Here is a 15,928-nt window from a genome sequence, read left to right as displayed (position 1 = left end):
GACCTAAGCGGTCTTGTCGATGGTCGCGCCGGGTTCAGTTTGCGCAGCATCGGTCTTGCGCTCCTTGGGGCCGCCCTTCGAAACGCCAACCATTGCCGGCCGAAGGACCCGATCGCCGATCACGTAGCCGGCTTGAACGACCTGCACCACGGTGTTGTTGGGAACCTCGGTGTTGGGAACCTCGAACATGGCCTGGTGGAAATTCGGATCGAACCGTTCACCTTCGGGATCGAGTTTCTTGACGCCATGCTTCTCGAGCTGATTGATCATCTCGCGCTCGGTCAGTTCGACGCCGTCGATCAACACGCGCATGGCCTCATCCGCCGATGCGCGTGCGTCATCGGAAATCGCTTCAAGCGCCCGACGCAGATTGTCGCCGACGCCCAGCATGTCGCGCGCGAAATTCGCCACCGAGTATTGTCGGCTTTCACGGATTTCCTTTTCCGTCCGCCGGCGCAGATTTTCCATCTCCGCCATGGTCCGCAGAACGCGGTCTTTCATCTCGGCATTTTCGCTTTTCAGCGCTTCCACCGGATCGACCTCGGCATCGCTTTCAACGTCGGCATCCGCGGCTGCTTGTTGTGCAAATGCCTCTTCGGCCGCGATGTCTTCCGGAGTGTCATTCGGATTCTTGCTGGTGTCGCTCATGATCTGCCCGAAATTGTCTGGCGCGTCTTGTCGATCCCGGTCCGTGACAGGAACCAACGAAATTCGCCCTTAAAACGCAGCAATCCCCGTGTCCAGGTCGTTTACCGACCGGACACGGGGGCGCTGCCGTGAAGGTGTGACCGGATCCCGGATCCGGATCAAAGACTGCAACCCAAGCAGCCCCGGCCTCTTCGGTCGAGACGCAACCGCAAACGATTCGCCCGACCCGAAGTGGCCATGCCTGATTCTAGGACGAGGTCTTGATCCAGTCCGCGAGCTTGTTCTTCGGTGCTGCGCCGATCTGCGTGGACACCGGCTCCCCATCCTTGAACAGGATCAAAGTGGGAATGGACCGGACGCCATACTTCATCGCGATGTTCTGGTTCTCGTCGATGTTGAGCTTGGTGATCGTCACCTGTTCGCCCATCTCGTCCGAGATTTCCTCAAGGGCCGGTGCGATCATCTTGCAGGGACCGCACCATTCCGCCCAGAAATCGACGACAACAGGACCCGATGCCTTGAGAACATCGGTTTCAAAGGATTCATCCGTCACGACTGCGGTGGCCATTTTTCGCCCTTTCCAAAATCACGAATGCGGCTGCATTCTCTCGTTGCGCTGAAGGTAGGAAGCCGGCCCGCCCGCGTCAAGCAAGCGATCTGCGGGACGGTCAGCCCGGCTGCGACTTCAGGGTCGCCAGGGCCACGTCGAGACGCTCTTGCGGAACCTCCCTCAACAGCGGGTGCGCAGTGTAAAGGAGTGCAGCCCGCACAGAGCGCCCCGGGTAGATATCCTGCAACAGCGCGCGATAGACCGCCAACTGCGCAACATACCCCTCGCCGGGATCGTCCGACAGGTCCGGGACCGCGCGATCGGTCTTGAAATCGACAATGAGAACCGCATCGTCGGTGATGCAAAGACGGTCGATCTGCCCGGAAACCTCGACCCTGCCGCCATCGTCCAGGGCGAGGTGTCCGACAACAGGCACCTCCGTCAAGGCGCGGGTCGTGAAAACCTCGGCAAACCCCGGCTCAGCCAGAACCGCGCCGGCTTCGCTTGCAAGCGCTTCCGCCTCATCGGCAAACCCCGGCTCGAGACAGGCCTCCAGATAGCGCATCGCGGCGGCAAAGCGGGCATCGGCTTTGATGTCCGGAAGGAGCTGAAGCAACCGGTGGAGATGCCGTCCGCGTGCCAGAGCGAAGGATTGTCGGTCACGTGCAACGGCGAGTTCCTGGACAGGCGCCAGGTCGGGCGGCCCGTCCTTTGCCTCCATTTCCTCGAACGCCGCCGACGGCTGCAGGCGCCGAGGACGAACGAACGGCGTGACGGGTGCTTGCAACCAGTCGGGTGATTGAACCGTCGGCGAAGCCTCGCCGCTGCCCCGTGGCGCGAACCTTCCAAGCCTCGGCGGATCCGAGTGGGTGCCCTGCGCCTGCCAGACCCGACAAGCCTCGCCGGTCGCGGTCAGACCGTCTCGCGCCAAGGGATCCAGTCCGGCAGCGACAATGCGATACCAGCAGCCCTCTTTCTGGCCGCTTGCCGGTGCCCAGCCGCACACCACCAAGCGGTCCCGCGCGCGCGTCATTGCGACATAAAGCAGGCGGCGATATTCCTCTTCGGCAGCTGTTCTCAGGGTCGCGAGCGCATCATCATGCCACCGCGTGCGCGACGCCTTTGGCGGCAACCAGACGAGCGCCGGAGGCGCGTCAGCGTCCCCGTCGCGCCCATGCGCCAGAAACGCAGGGTCATGCTGCGAGACCACCGGTGCCGCGCCGCTGTCGACCAGGATCACGAGCGGCGCCTCCAACCCTTTGGCGCCGTGCACGGTCATGATCCGCACGACGCCGCGCGCCGCGTTCAGCTCGCGCTTGACCTGCGTCGGCGCGGCAGCAAACCAGGCGAGAAATCCCTCCAGACCGGGCGTTCCGGTTTGCTCGAAGGTCAGGGTCAACGCCAGGAACTCGTCGAGAACGTCATCAACCTCCGTTCCCATCCTCGCGCGAAAGGCGGCCCGCGCGCCGTCGGCTGACAGAAGCCGGGAGAAAAACTCGAAGGGCGGCATGAAGTCGGCGCGGGAGCGCAGCTCCTCCATTCGGGTGCGCACCCTGTCCAGATCGGGGCTCGCTTCCGCACATCTGACAAGGGACTGCCAAAGGGTTCCACGTCTCACAGTGGCGCCATCCGGACGGGCAATCCGGTATATCTCCTCGTCGTCCAGGCCGAAAAGCGGGCTCTTCAACACCGAAGCGAGCGATAGATCATCCTCGGGCAGAAGCAGAAAGCGGCCGAGCGCGATCAGATCCTCGATCGCTATGTGCTCATTGAGTAGCAGACGATCGCTTCCCGCCACCGGAACCCCCGCCTGCTTCAACGCGCGGGTCAGCGCATCGACAAAAGCGCCGCGCTTGCGCACCAGAACCAGCACGTCCTCGGGCTCCGCCTCACCATTCTTCCGCCAGGTCTTCACGGTTTCCGCAATCCGGCTGGCCAGCCGGATCATCGGATTGCCGGAAGAAAGCCGGTCGATCGGCTGTGTCCAGTCGTCCGGCGTCTCGACGGGATCGGCTTCTTCCGGTGGCCAGATCTCGACATATCCCGGCTCGTTCCTTCGAACCGCCTCATGGACCGGCGGAACCGGTTCCTGGGCCAGGCCCCGGTGCACCTCAGGGTCGGCGAACACGGTATCGACCGCTGACAGCACATCGGGACGGGAGCGGAATGACAGGGTCAGCTCGACCCGGGAAAAGGCTGATGCAGCGTCGGTCGCACGCGCCTCGAAGTGACGTCGCATTTCTGCGAAATACGCCGGAACTGCGCCCTGAAACGAGTAGATCGACTGTTTCTCGTCACCGACCGCGAACAGCGTCCGTGTTCGCGGGTTGGACGATGCGCCGGCAAAAAACTCCTCTGCGAGCGCCTTGATCACCTGCCATTGATGCGGACTGGTGTCCTGCGCCTCGTCGACGAGAATATGATCGAGTCCCTGATCGAGCTTGTATTGCACCCAAAGGGCGGCATCCGCACGCGACAGAAGACTCGCGGTGCGCACGATCAGATCCTCGAAATCCATCAGTCCGCGACGGGTCTTGTGGTGCTCATACGCCTGCAACATCGCATCGGCCAGTCGCAGCGCAGCCGACGTGCCGTCAAGCGTGTAAGCGGCCCTTCGACGTTCCATCAGGTCCAGAAGCCGTTCCTGTTCTGCCACAAGACGCTCCGCGATCTGGGGGTTCGCAGAGGCGACCGCCTTACCGGCCAGGGATTTCGTCGGCGACAGGTCCTTGTTCAAAAAGACCGAAAGCCAGAGTTCGCGCCACTGCTGCGGTTCGCTGCTCACCAGCGCCGCGTTCAGCTTCTGCGCGCGCTTTCCGTCCGTTGCGTTGCCGCGCGACAATGCCCCGGCAATCGACAGCGCTGCGGTATCGTCTATTGTCCGCTCGCCGCGCAACCGTGTGTCGATTTTCTCCACGCTCTCGCCAGCGGAAAGACCAAAGAGCATCCGCAGCTCGTCCAGCGCCAGGTCCGGCGAGCCGGCATGCTGAAGCCACCGCCGCAACTGATCCCGCTTTGCCACCAGTTCAGACAGTGCGGATTCAACGGACTTGTCCGGCAATTCCGCAATCAAAAACACGAGCGCGTGCCCCAGCGGACTGTCTGGCGCCCGTTCGGCGCGCGCCAGCACCTGTGCCCGGGCCGTTGCCAGAAGATCGGCCGACTGCCGGTCGTCGAGAACAGAAAAATGCCCCGCGACATTCGCCTCCAGGGGAAACTGGTGCAGCAACGCCTCGCAAAAGGCATGGATTGTCTGGATCTTCAATCCACCTGGCGTTTCCAGTGCCGTTGCAAACAGATGCCGGGCACGCGCCAGACGCGCCGCATCGGGTTTGCGGCCCTCGATATCCTTCACTTCATCGCTCAGACCCGCATCGTCAAGAGTCGTCCAGTTGCCCAGGGTCTCGAACACGCGTGTCTGCATTTCGGAGGCGGCCGCCTTGGTAAAGGTCAGACACAGGATCCGCGATGGCGCCGTACCGGACAGCAAAAGGCGGATGACGCGCCGGGCGAGAACGAACGTCTTGCCGGATCCCGCATTGGCGCTGACCCATACGGAGCGCAACGGATCGGCGGCAAGCGCCTGTCGCTCACGGGTGGCTGCGGGGATCTCGATCTTGCTCATCCCTCATCTCCGCTTTCCAAGGCCCATTCGCGCACCCGGGCGAGATGATCGTAGGGCGCTGCAAACTCGCGTTCCTTCATGACGCGGGCACGAGAGAGGTATCCGGTTTCGAGGTTTTCATAGCTGGCAAACAGAGCTTTCGTCCGTGCCAGGGCTTCTTCCGCAAGACCCGCAACGTCTCCGTCCTTCGGCGCGCGTTCGGCGACCTCCAGGGGCACCCGCCCTCCGGCAAGGCGAAGATAGAGAAGCTTGCCGACAGGTCCGGACCGATCGACATCGGGAAAGCCACCGCCCAGAATCATCGCGGCTTCCAGCGGCAATTGCGGCGCCAGCAAAGCCGCCACTTCCTTCCCGCTCGGCGCCTGGCCCGTCTTGTAGTCGATAACAGAATAGGAGCCGTCTCGACGAAGATCGATCCGATCCGCACGCGCGCTCAACGTCACGATGCGCCCAGGCGCGAGATCAAGGTCCAGCGTGCCCCCTATCTCCAGATAGCGTTTTTCGATCTCCGGCGCCCACTCCGCCTCATTGCGCAGAAAGGCGGTCGCAATGCGGGTGAAGCGCAGCCACCAGATGGCCCGGATTGCCGGGAAGGCGTCCACGACGGCGAACCGCTGCCGGCCGATTTCAAGCAATCGATCCTTTGCGTCTTGGTCGAAAGCGCCGGACCATGTCTCCAGGAATTCCGCCAGAATGTCATGGATGAGGGTGCCTTTTTCGGCAGCTCCGGGATCGCCCCCGATCGGATCGACCGGATCAAGCCTGAGCACGTTGCGCGCATAGATTGCGTAAGGATCGCGGATCAGCGTTTCAATCGCTGTCACCGAAAGACGCGCAGGGCGCGCGACGACAGGCGGCGTGGGCGCCGGGCGTTTTGCCGGCGCTGGCGGATGCGGCGGTTGGTCCATGGAGCGCGCAAGCCCTTGCCATCGTTCGCCGCGCGCACGCATGGCCTTCGTTTGCGCATCACCGAGAAGCGTGGTCAGCCGCAGCAGCCAGCGCGAGGCAACCGTCGGTGCGCCATCGGCGCGTTCCGAACGCGACAGGACGACCCGCCCAGCCCCCATTCCCTCGATGAAGTCATGGGCGGCGGCCCCAATGCGCCGTTCTGGCGGATCAAGGCCGATGCCCCGCTTCATCGGCCGGTTGAGCCAGGGATCATTGCGCGTGCGCTGCGGCCAATTGCCTTCGTTGAGAGCACCGAGCACCACGACGTCAAACGGCTGCAGCCGCGCCTCCATCGGGCCCAGGATCGCGATGCGCGGATCTCCCGGCAAGCGGCGCCGGACGTTGAGACCGGACACCAGCGCGACGAAGACATCCGGCCAGTCGCGGATCGGCACGGTCAAACCGGCCTCCGTCGCATCGAGCACTTCGGCAAAGGCGGCTGCAAGTCCGTCCCCCGCCTCACCCGCGTAAAGCTCGCCGTGTTCCCCCGCTTCGTCGCGGCACAGACGACGGAGGACTTCCTCATGCGCCCGCGCAAGCGCCACGGCATCCGCGTCAGAACCGTCGTCGACGTCCTCGCCACCTGAGGGAACGAAAGTTTCGAGCGGGGCGAGCGCGTCGCTCAACCGCACGACGAGATCCTCCACCACATCCCAGTCTTCCGCGTGCAGGCGTCTCCACCGCGGGCTCCGCCCCCCGGCGCCGTCGGCCTCGGCCAGCGCGCGCGCCGCGCGGACGCCGTCGAGCAAGCCTTCGGTGCCGCTGCGGGCGCGAGGGCCGCGCAACACCGCCCGCTCAAGCGCACGGGCGGCTGCGCGGATTTCGTTTGCCGGCAAACCGAGCCGCGTCAACGGATGCTTCAACAGCGCCAGAAGCGGCACCGGCTCCAGCCCGCCGAGCGCCAGTTCGCCCGCAAGGCGCGCCAGAACACCGGGTGGGGTCTGATCGAGCGGACGTCCGGCGCTGTCGTCGGCCTGCAGTCCCCAGCGACGCAGTTCCACCGCGACCCGGCGCGCGAGCGTGCGGTCCGGCGTGATGAGGGCCGCTGACGTTCCCTCCTCGACAGCGCCTCGAAGCACAATCGCGATCGCAAGCGCTTCTTCGGCCTCATTGCGCGCGCTCAGCAGATCGACGCCTTCGAAAGCAGTCGCACGATCCGGGTCCGAAACCCGGGCGGCGAGATCTGGCCAAGCATCCGTGGTCTGCGCCGGGCGCAAGGCCTCGCTGACAATGCGATCACGCAACGACCCGGTGGCGAGCGACGCAATTTCCGAACGGTCCACTCCCAGCCCGACAACCACGTGCGCCATGCCGTATTGTGGATGGCTGGGAACACCTCCACTGTGCGCTTCCGGCTCTCCGTCTCCCTCGCCGGTTCCCAGGATCGCGCGCCACGACGGATTGTCGAGATTGGTATCGAACCCGGGCAACACGATCGCACCTTGCTCGAGATCGGCGACCGCGCGCAGAAGTTCCGCAGTGGCTGGGACAGAGCCTGTCGCGCCAGCGACGATCACAGGCCCCGTCGGCGGCGTTTCGCGAAGACGCTGTGCCTCGCGGCGGATAAGCGCGGAGCGCCTGGCCTTGGGGTTCATCGCGCCCCGATCCGCAAGATGGGCCGGCCAGTAGGTCATCGCGATCTTGAGGAAATCGAGGGTGATCTGCCAGTAACGGGCATGATCATCGGGCACGAGCCGCGTCAGACCGTCCCAAGGCACTTCCTCCGTCTCCATCTCGTCCATAAGCGCGAGGAGGTCGCCAGCAAGCCAGGCCGCATCGGCCGCGGAGGCAGGCGTCCTCAAGACGGCATCCGTGCCAAGCTCGAGCACCTCGCGCCGCAACGCGCCCTCCCAGGCATGCACGAGCCGCGTCATCGCCATCTTTCGGTGCATTTCCGGCAAGGCCGGCGGCAATTGCGGGTCGGCGGCTTCGGAACGCAAAAGATGTACGTCCTCGTCCACATCCCCAAGCGCCCGGATCGCCGGCAGCAAGGTCGCGCTGCGACCAAGCCGCGCCTGAAACAGTGCAGGCAACGCGCGCGCGGCGCGGCGCGTCGGAACGTAAAGTGTTATCCGCGCCAAGGCCAGGGGATCGACGCCGGCACCAAGTCCGGGAACAAGCCGGCCGGCAAGCAGGGCATCGACGAATGTCGGCAGAAACGGCGCCGAAGGGGGAATGCTGAAAATGTTGGGCTGGCGCCGTGCGCTCATACGCATCGTCCCGGTTTCAAAGGCAAGGATTCGCGACCGCATCGGACAGAAACACGGGCCGCTTGGGACCGACAGGCCGCACCGGGGTCATCTGGTGCTGTTGCGGATCGCCCGCTCCGCCTCGTCGACCGCCTCCGGCGTCCCCACATGCAGCCACAGCCCTTCCATCTGCACACCGTAGAGCCTGCCGCGTTCGATCGCCACGTCAAACAGCCGGTTGAGCGAGAAGGCGTCCTGCGGACAACCATCGAAAAGACGCGGATGAAGGATTGCGGCACCGGCATAGGCGAACGGCGCAATCGTGCGCTCGGGCCGTCGCTCCAGCCGACCCGTCGGGTCGATCACGAAGTCGCCCTTCCCGTCGTAGCCGACAGACTCGACATACTCCGACAGCAGCAGGAGCGCGTCCATCTCGTCCGGGTTCCAGGCGTCGGCCAGATGATCGAGATTAGGCGTGACACCCTCTATCCAGCTGCTGTCGGAGTTGAGCAGGAAGAACGGCTCCTCGCCCAACAGCGGCAGCGCCTTGCTGATGCCGCCTCCGGTGTCGAGAAGAACGCCGCGTTCATCGGACACGATCGCCTCGGGAAGGCCCGGCCGCTGCACGACATGCACCTCGACAAGGTCGGCCAGGTAATGGACGTTGACCACGCATGTTTCGACGCCGGCGGCCTCGAGCTTGTCGAACGCACGGTCGATAAGAGCATCCCCGCACACCGGAATCAGAGGCTTGGGTGTGGTCGCGGTGAGCGGACGCATGCGCTTGCCCATCCCGGCGGCCAGCACCATCGCGCGGCGAATATTCGTCTTGTGGCTCATCGTCGTTCCTGCTCCCCCATGGCATCGCGAGCGGCTTCAATAGCCACGATCCACTTTGCCAGCGGGGTCAACAGCGGATGTTCGAGCGCCCGTCCAAGATAGTCGCGCACGCGCGGCAGATGGGCGAGGTAGGCAGGTTTGCCGTCACGGTGCGCCAGACGAACGAAAACGCCAAGCACCTTGTGCGCGCGTTGTGCCGCCATGATCGCGTAGTCACCGCGCAACCGGTCCGCGTCAAACCCGGAATATCCCGCCCGGCGGGTGGCCACATAGCGCTCGACCAGTTGCCTTTCGAGTGCCGGCGGAACCGTGACCCTCGCATCCATGGAAATCGATGCAAGATCGTAGGCCGGAGACCCCATTACCGCGTCCTGGTAGTCGACAAGGCCGAGCCGGGCATGACCGCTGCGCCCTTCCCGCCAGATCAGGTTGGGAGAATGATAGTCGCGCAGCACGAGAACCGGTGTCTGCTCCTGAACCCGGGCGATCAGCGGTTCCCAGAGCGCGGCAAACTCCGCGCGCATGGCGGGCGTCACGGAGACGCCGAGCGACGGCAGGTACCAGTCGAGAAAGAGTTCGGCCTCTGTCATAAGTGCACGCGCGTCATAGGCCGGCACCTGATAGGCGCCGCTTCCCGATTCGTCGGGGAGCGGAAGTGCCGGCCCGATCCGCGCATCATGGAGATCGACAAGCAGGTCGACGGCTGCAGCGTAGCGGTCAGGCACAGGCACGCCGCCGTCGACGATTGCGCCTCGTCCGAGGTCTTCCTGCAGCAACAGCCCGGCAGCAAGATCGGCCGCGAGCGTTGCGGGCGCACTGAACCCTTCTCTGCGCAAGGCATCTCCCACTGCAACGATGGCGTGCATGTCCTGGGCCAGATGGACGATGTCGGCATAGCTCTCGCCGCCCTCGGTGCCAGCGGGACTGTCGAGCGTGGGCGCGTTCATCAGGATCGCGGATCGCTCCGCAGTCGACACGACTTCATAGCGCCGGGGCGACGCATCTCCCTGAAGATACCGCCGGACCGCATCCCCCATGCCGGCGCGCGCGAGAAGCGCGCGAATATCGCGGGTGCGGTTGATGCGCGCAGGCCAGTCCGTGCCCGTCCCGCGCAAGACGAAGGTTCGTCCTTCGGGCCCGTCCGCATGTTCGATCGTCACGGCAAGACAGCCTTGCGGAAGCGAGCCACCGGCCTTTTCCGGCCACTCGACCAGCGCGACACCGGTTTCCAGCGCGTCTTCCAGTCCGAGTTCCTCCATTTCTTCCGGCTCCTCGAGCCGATAGAGGTCAAGATGGACCACATCGAAGCGGTCAAGCGCATACGGCTGGACGAGGGTAAAGGTCGGGCTGGGGACGTCGAGGGTCTCGTCATCGGCAAGGGCGCGGATCAGGGCACGCGCGAACGTGGACTTGCCCGCCCCAAGGTCACCCGAGAGGCACAGGCAATCGCCCGGCGCCACGATCATCGCCAGATCCTCGGCGAGCCGTTGTGTCTGAGCGATGTCGTCAACATGCACGCGGATTTCGTCCGGATACCGGTCTGCAGATCCCACGGGGCTGGCGTGATGCCCCTTGCCGGTTCCCCCACCCATCACGAAGAACTATTCGGCGGCGTGCTGGAGGGCATCGGGAGCGAAGGGAAATCGACACACGACATATGTGCCGACCCCCTCTTGTGAGGTGATCTCGACCGTCCCGCCATGCAGTTCCACGAAACTTTTGACGATTGACAGGCCAAGACCCGCGCCGCGTCGGCGTGCGCCCGCATCCCGCCCGACGAAGCGGGCAAAAACCTGATCAAGCATATCCTCGGGTATGCCGCAGCCATGGTCGCGAACGCGGAACTCGATCGCGTCGGCCGTGCGCTGGCAGGACACGTCGATCGCGCCGCCGACGTCGGAAAAGCGCAGCGCATTGGAAATGAGATTGTAGAGCACTTGGCGCAGGCGGCGCTCGTCCGCCTGGATCACCCCGACATCGTCCGACATGTCGAGGTTGAGTGCTATGCCGGAATCGGTCAGGCGATCCTTCAGTCCCTCCACGGCCGCCTGCACCGTCCTGGCGACATCGACGGAGGAGAGGTCGAGTTCCATGATCCCGGCATCAATCGTCGCCAGATCGAGAATGTCGTTGATGATCGCCAGGAGAGCCGACGAAGACGACAGGATGTAGTCCACATACTCGCTCTGCTTGGTCGTAAGCGGCCCGAACTTGGGATCGGAAAGAAGCTGCGCAAACCCGATGATATTGGTCAACGGCGAGCGCAATTCGTACGAGACGTGCTGGATGAAGGCGTTTTTCAACTGGTCAGCCTGTTCCAGCGCTTCGTTCTTGTCGAGAAGGGCCCGCTCGATATTCACCGAATCCGTGACATTCACGAAGGTGACAAGCGTGCCCCCGTCGGGGAGCGGAACGGTTGCATAGTCGATCGCTTCGCCGCTTTCGCGCTCCATGCGACCGATCACCGGTTCGCGGTTGTCGGCGAGGCTCGTCACCGCCGTGACCAGCCGCTGCCAGACATGGGCCTCTTCGGGTTCAAGCAGGCCTGCTTCGACGATCCGTGTAATGTGCGGGCTGTCGCCCAGCCCATCATCCGAAAGGTCCCAGATTACCTCGAAGGCCGGGTTCCAGAGCCGCAACCGGCCGTCGGAGCCGAACACGGCCACCGCTTCGGAGAGATTGTCCAGCGTTTCGCCCTGCACCCGGATCAGCGAGTTATACCGACTTTCCAGATCCAGCCGTTCGGTCACATTTTCATAGATGTAGGTGACGCCGCCCTGGGGGTGGGGATTGGCGATCACGCGAAGCGTGCGGCCATCGGGCAGGTGCCACCAGAACTCCCGCGCATCCACCGACGTGTAGGATTCCAGAAGCTTGTTGCGCCAGCCGCGATAATCGGCCTGCTCGGGCAGCTTGCGCGCGGCGCGAAGTGCATCGAGCAGCGCTCCGTCGGTGGGATTGCCCTCCAGAAAACCGGTATCCAGATCCCATAAAGAGCGAAACGCGGCATTGTAGAACTGCAGCCGCCGATCGGAACCGAAGATCGCCACCGCGGTTGCCAGTTGATCGAGCGTTCGGGCATGAAAGTCGATGGTGCGACCAAGCTCCTGGCGGCTGTGTTCCAGCTCGCTGACGTCGATGGCCAGTCCGCCCGTGCCGCTTTCAATCGCACACTGCGTGACATCGAAAATCCTGCGCGCCCCGGCGGAGACAGCCGGCATGCGGGCGTGCGCCACACCGCTTTCGTCGCGTGCACGGTCCATCGCCTTGCGATTGTGGGCATCGAGAAATTCGGCGCCCGCATCGACGGCGCCCGTTCCGTCCAATGCTTCCACGGCCCTGGCGTAGGCGGCATTCGCCCAGACAAGGCGGCCGTCGCCATTGCGCAGCCATGCCGGGGCAGGAACGGTGTCGAGCAGTGCGCGCAGCGTCGCGGCTTCCTGTGTCAGCTCTTCATGCCGCTTTGCCAGGAGAGCATGGTTCTTGCGCTCGCCCGTCAGGTCACGCATTCGAACGACCGGCGCACTGGCAGCCACCCGGCCCGATATCTCGACCAGACCGCCGACCTGTGTGGGCAACACCATATGGAAGGTTTCACCATTGCGGCGCAGTCGTTCCACGGCGCGCTCAAGTGCGGTGGCGGACTTCGCGTCGAGCCATGTCCCGAAAGCCAGAAGTCGCGCCGGCGACCGCGGAACGCCGCAGGCCTCATCAAGCACGCCGGCGATCATCGGCGCCGCGTCGCCAGGCTGCCAGACGATCAGGCGCTGATCATCGGAATCGACGAGGCTCTCCAGACGGTCGAGACGCGCCGTCAGACCGGCATTTTTTTCTCGCACTCTGGAAAGGGTCCCGGCCGTGGCCCGGCGATTGCGCAAGAACGTCACCGCCGCGGTTACAGCAAATGTCACCGCGCCGCCGATAGCCGCGACCCAGACAACCTTGAACGCGTCGATGTCGCCGAGCGGCAAGGCGGATGCATCCTGCGCCCTGGAAGTACCGGCAAGGGACAGCCATGCGATGGTGCCGCCGGTTGCACGAACAGCCGTCTTTCGACTCAATTCCAGCCACGCGCCGCTCGTGCGCGCATGTTGCAAGCCGTCCGCCGGCATTCTCACGATCCTTCACCGCCGCTTCGAGCCCGAAATTGCTCGTCGGTACAGTTCTGCCTTACGAACCGCCCGATTCGCAAAGACCATAACGCAAAGCCGAATCGCGAAGAAGGGTTCCTTGCCGAAAAGTAAACGGGAGCCGTGTCGTCCACAGCTCCCGCACAGGCGTTGGATCATGTCATGCGAGGGCGGCGACCACGACCGCCCGGCACGAGCTTAGTAGCGGTAGTGTTCCGGCTTGTAGGGGCCGGTTGTCTCGACGCCGATGTACGACGCCTGCTCGTTCGACAATTCGGTCAGTTCGACGCCAAGCTTGGCCAGATGGAGACGCGCGACCCGCTCGTCGAGATGCTTCGGCAGCACATAGACATCGTTTTCGTACTGATCCGGACGCGTCCACAGCTCGATCTGCGCGAGCACCTGGTTGGTGAAGCTCGCCGACATCACGAAGCTCGGGTGACCCGTCGCATTTCCGAGATTGAGCAAACGGCCCTCGGAGAGAAGGATCATCCGCTTGTTGTCGGAGAACTCGATCATGTCCACCTGGGGCTTGATGTTCGTCCACTTGTAGTTGCGCAGCGCCTCGACCTGAATCTCGTTGTCGAAGTGACCGATGTTGCCGACAATCGCCATGTCCTTGAGCGAGCGCATGTGGTCGATGGTCACCACGTCCTTGTTGCCCGTGGTGGTGATCACGATGTCCGCGGTCGGCGCCGCCGCTTCCAGCGTCACGACCTCGAAACCGTCCATCGCCGCCTGCAGCGCACAGATCGGATCGACCTCGGTAACCTTCACGCGCGCGCCGGCGCCGCGCAACGAGGCGGCAGATCCCTTGCCGACATCGCCATAGCCGCAGACGACGGCCGTCTTGCCGGCCATCATCACATCGGTGCCGCGGCGAATGCCGTCGACGAGGCTTTCCTTGCAGCCGTACTTGTTGTCGAACTTCGACTTGGTCACGCTGTCGTTGACGTTGATCGCCGGGAACGGCAGCAGACCCTTGGCCTTGAGCTGATATAGGCGGTTCACACCGGTCGTGGTCTCTTCCGACACACCGCGAATGTCGTCGCGCTGACGGGTGAACCAGCCCGGGCTCTGCTTCATCCGCTTGCGGATCTGGGCGAAGAGCACCGTCTCTTCCTCGGACGACGGATTGGACAGCACGTCTTCCCCGGCTTCGGCGCGGGCGCCGAGCAGAATGTACATGCTGGCGTCGCCGCCATCATCGAGAATCATGTTCGCCGTTCCTTCGGAGAACATGAAAATGCGGTCGCAATAGTCCCAGTACTCCTCAAGGGTTTCACCCTTTTCGGCGAAGACCGGAACACCGGATTCGGCGATCGCGGAAGCCGCATGATCCTGGGTGGAGAAGATATTGCAGGACGCCCAGCGCACATCGGCGCCCAGCGCGGTCAGCGTCTCGATCAGCACAGCCGTTTGAATGGTCATGTGCAGGGATCCGGCAATACGCGCACCCTTGAGCGGCTTGCTCTCGCCGAATTCCTCGCGGCAGGCCATAAGACCCGGCATCTCGGTTTCGGCGATATCGATTTCCTTGCGGCCGTATTCGGCCAGGGAAATGTCTTTGACGAAGTAGTCGTTTGCAGTGCTCATCGGCTAGATCCGCTCACTCGGTTGGCTTTGACATGCGACACACCCGTTTCCAGGGTCGGCACGACGCACGACTGGACGGGGCTGGGAATTGACATGGGATTTCACCCGCGCACCGCGCGGCTCCCTGAGATCCCTTATATGCGGTCACCGGATACAAAGCAATAATGATATAAAGATTTCTTTATATCATGAAAATTTCCCTAAGCCCGTCCCGGGATTTCACCCCAAATCCGTTTTCGGTGAGACTTCGGTTCGCGGCCCCGTGCCCTAGGGTCAGGACCTGTTGCTATGACTGAAATGGCGTTTGAGATGACGAGAGATGCAAGGAAAAGCCCAAAGAGCGCGGCCGTTCCCCCGGTCGAGGGCTTTGACGCCGCAGGTCGACGTCAGCTCGGCCGTCCTTCGGATCAGGGTGGATCCGCACGGGATACCATGTCGCAATCCCTTGAAAGGCTCCAGCCTTCCTGCGGGCTTGCCCTCGTATCCGCACACATCCGCTCCGACCATCGCAGTCATATCAACAGGTCCTGAGCCTAGAGAGCAGCCACAGTTCGCCGACGCGGCAACCCAGAAACCCGCATTTCCGGCCATCGTCGCGATCCGTCCGTTGCGGCGGGATGGGCAAGACAGGACACCGGCGTCGCCGCGAACGCGGGGGTCAATCGGTTTCGCCGAAACCGTCCTCGACAAGGGCACGGATCGCCGCCAAGACCTCGTCCGCCTGCGCTCCGGTCGCGCTAACCCCAATGCAGCAGCCCGGGCTCGCCGCGAGCATCATAAGCCCCATGATGGACGTGCCACCAACCGATTGACCGTCTCGAGTAACCGTGACGGCGGCATCATACCGTTCGACCAACTTGACCATTTTCGCCGATGCACGCGCATGCAGACCGCGCCGATTGACAATCGTCAGATCTGCAGTCGCGGCCGGCCGCGCTTCGGTGTCGGTCATTGTCATCCCTGCCCGGAGAGAACCTGGCTGGCGACCGAGATGTATTTCTGACCGGCCTTGCGCGCTTCGTCGACGGCTTCGGAAATGGCGGCATCTTCGCGCACGCTTGCCAGCTTGATCAGCATCGGCAGATTCACGCCGGCGATCACCTCGATGTTGGTGCCGTCCATCACGGAAATCGCAAGATTGGAGGGCGTCCCGCCGAACATGTCGGTCAACAGCACAACACCACCACCGTCATTCACATCCTCGACCGCCGCGAGAATGTCCTGGCGTCGCTGCTCCATATCGTCATCGGGACCGATACAGATGGTTGCAACCCGCTCTTGCGGACCAACCACATGCTCCAATGCCGATTTGAACTCTTCAGCCAATCGCCCGTGAGTGACGAGTACGAGACCTATCATGCCCTGTCCGTCGTTTATTTCCTGATCAGGCGTGCCGCCCGTG

At 63.6% G+C, this 15,928-nt stretch carries 10 protein-coding genes; all 10 read right to left on the bottom strand.

Features of this window, described 5'->3' with window-relative positions; translation table 11 throughout:
* Nucleotides 1-3 precede the first annotated feature (3 nt).
* Nucleotides 4-648: a nucleotide exchange factor GrpE gene (grpE, locus tag BLU32_RS20545; protein WP_093810051.1), complete on the bottom strand. Its 645-nt coding sequence runs from the start codon at nucleotides 646-648 to the stop codon at nucleotides 4-6.
* A gap of 247 nt (nucleotides 649-895) precedes the next feature.
* Nucleotides 896-1,216, bottom strand: coding sequence for a thioredoxin (gene trxA / locus BLU32_RS20540; RefSeq protein WP_093810049.1), 321 nt, complete (start codon nucleotides 1,214-1,216; stop codon nucleotides 896-898).
* Between the two features lie 100 nt (nucleotides 1,217-1,316).
* Complete coding sequence (gene addA / locus BLU32_RS20535) at nucleotides 1,317-4,823, bottom strand: double-strand break repair helicase AddA (RefSeq protein ID WP_172838600.1); 3,507 nt, start codon at nucleotides 4,821-4,823, stop codon at nucleotides 1,317-1,319.
* Nucleotides 4,820-7,981 (bottom strand): double-strand break repair protein AddB, encoded by a 3,162-nt coding sequence (gene addB, locus BLU32_RS20530; protein ID WP_093810047.1) that lies wholly within the window; start codon nucleotides 7,979-7,981, stop codon nucleotides 4,820-4,822. The genes addA and addB overlap by 4 nt, the downstream gene beginning before the upstream one ends.
* A gap of 87 nt (nucleotides 7,982-8,068) precedes the next feature.
* Nucleotides 8,069-8,800 (bottom strand): nucleotidyltransferase family protein, encoded by a 732-nt coding sequence (locus BLU32_RS20525; protein WP_208976937.1) that lies wholly within the window; start codon nucleotides 8,798-8,800, stop codon nucleotides 8,069-8,071.
* Entirely contained in the window at nucleotides 8,797-10,392 is a 1,596-nt protein-coding gene (gene tsaE / locus BLU32_RS20520; RefSeq protein WP_093810045.1) for a tRNA (adenosine(37)-N6)-threonylcarbamoyltransferase complex ATPase subunit type 1 TsaE, read from the bottom strand. Before tsaE ends, BLU32_RS20525 begins: the two co-directional genes overlap by 4 nt.
* Nucleotides 10,393-10,401: 9 nt before the next feature.
* A complete protein-coding gene (locus tag BLU32_RS20515) occupies nucleotides 10,402-12,912 on the bottom strand; it encodes a PAS domain-containing sensor histidine kinase (protein WP_093810043.1) in 2,511 nt (836 codons plus the stop codon).
* A 216-nt stretch (nucleotides 12,913-13,128) separates the two neighbouring features.
* Nucleotides 13,129-14,526 carry an adenosylhomocysteinase gene (gene ahcY, locus BLU32_RS20510; protein ID WP_093810041.1) on the bottom strand — a complete coding sequence of 466 codons (1,398 nt, stop codon included), beginning with the start codon at nucleotides 14,524-14,526 and terminating at the stop codon, nucleotides 13,129-13,131.
* Between the two features lie 658 nt (nucleotides 14,527-15,184).
* Nucleotides 15,185-15,478, bottom strand: coding sequence for an HPr family phosphocarrier protein (locus BLU32_RS20505; protein WP_093810039.1), 294 nt, complete (start codon nucleotides 15,476-15,478; stop codon nucleotides 15,185-15,187).
* 2 nt (nucleotides 15,479-15,480) lie between these two features.
* Entirely contained in the window at nucleotides 15,481-15,885 is a 405-nt protein-coding gene (locus BLU32_RS20500) for a PTS sugar transporter subunit IIA (protein WP_093810037.1), read from the bottom strand.
* Nucleotides 15,886-15,928 lie beyond the last annotated feature (43 nt).

This window comes from Stappia sp. ES.058, from assembly GCF_900105595.1.
In the GTDB taxonomy this organism is placed as follows: Bacteria; Pseudomonadota; Alphaproteobacteria; order Rhizobiales; family Stappiaceae; genus Stappia.
The sequence above is the reverse complement of the archived record's forward strand: the minus strand, read 5'-3'. Positions and strand labels throughout refer to the sequence as shown.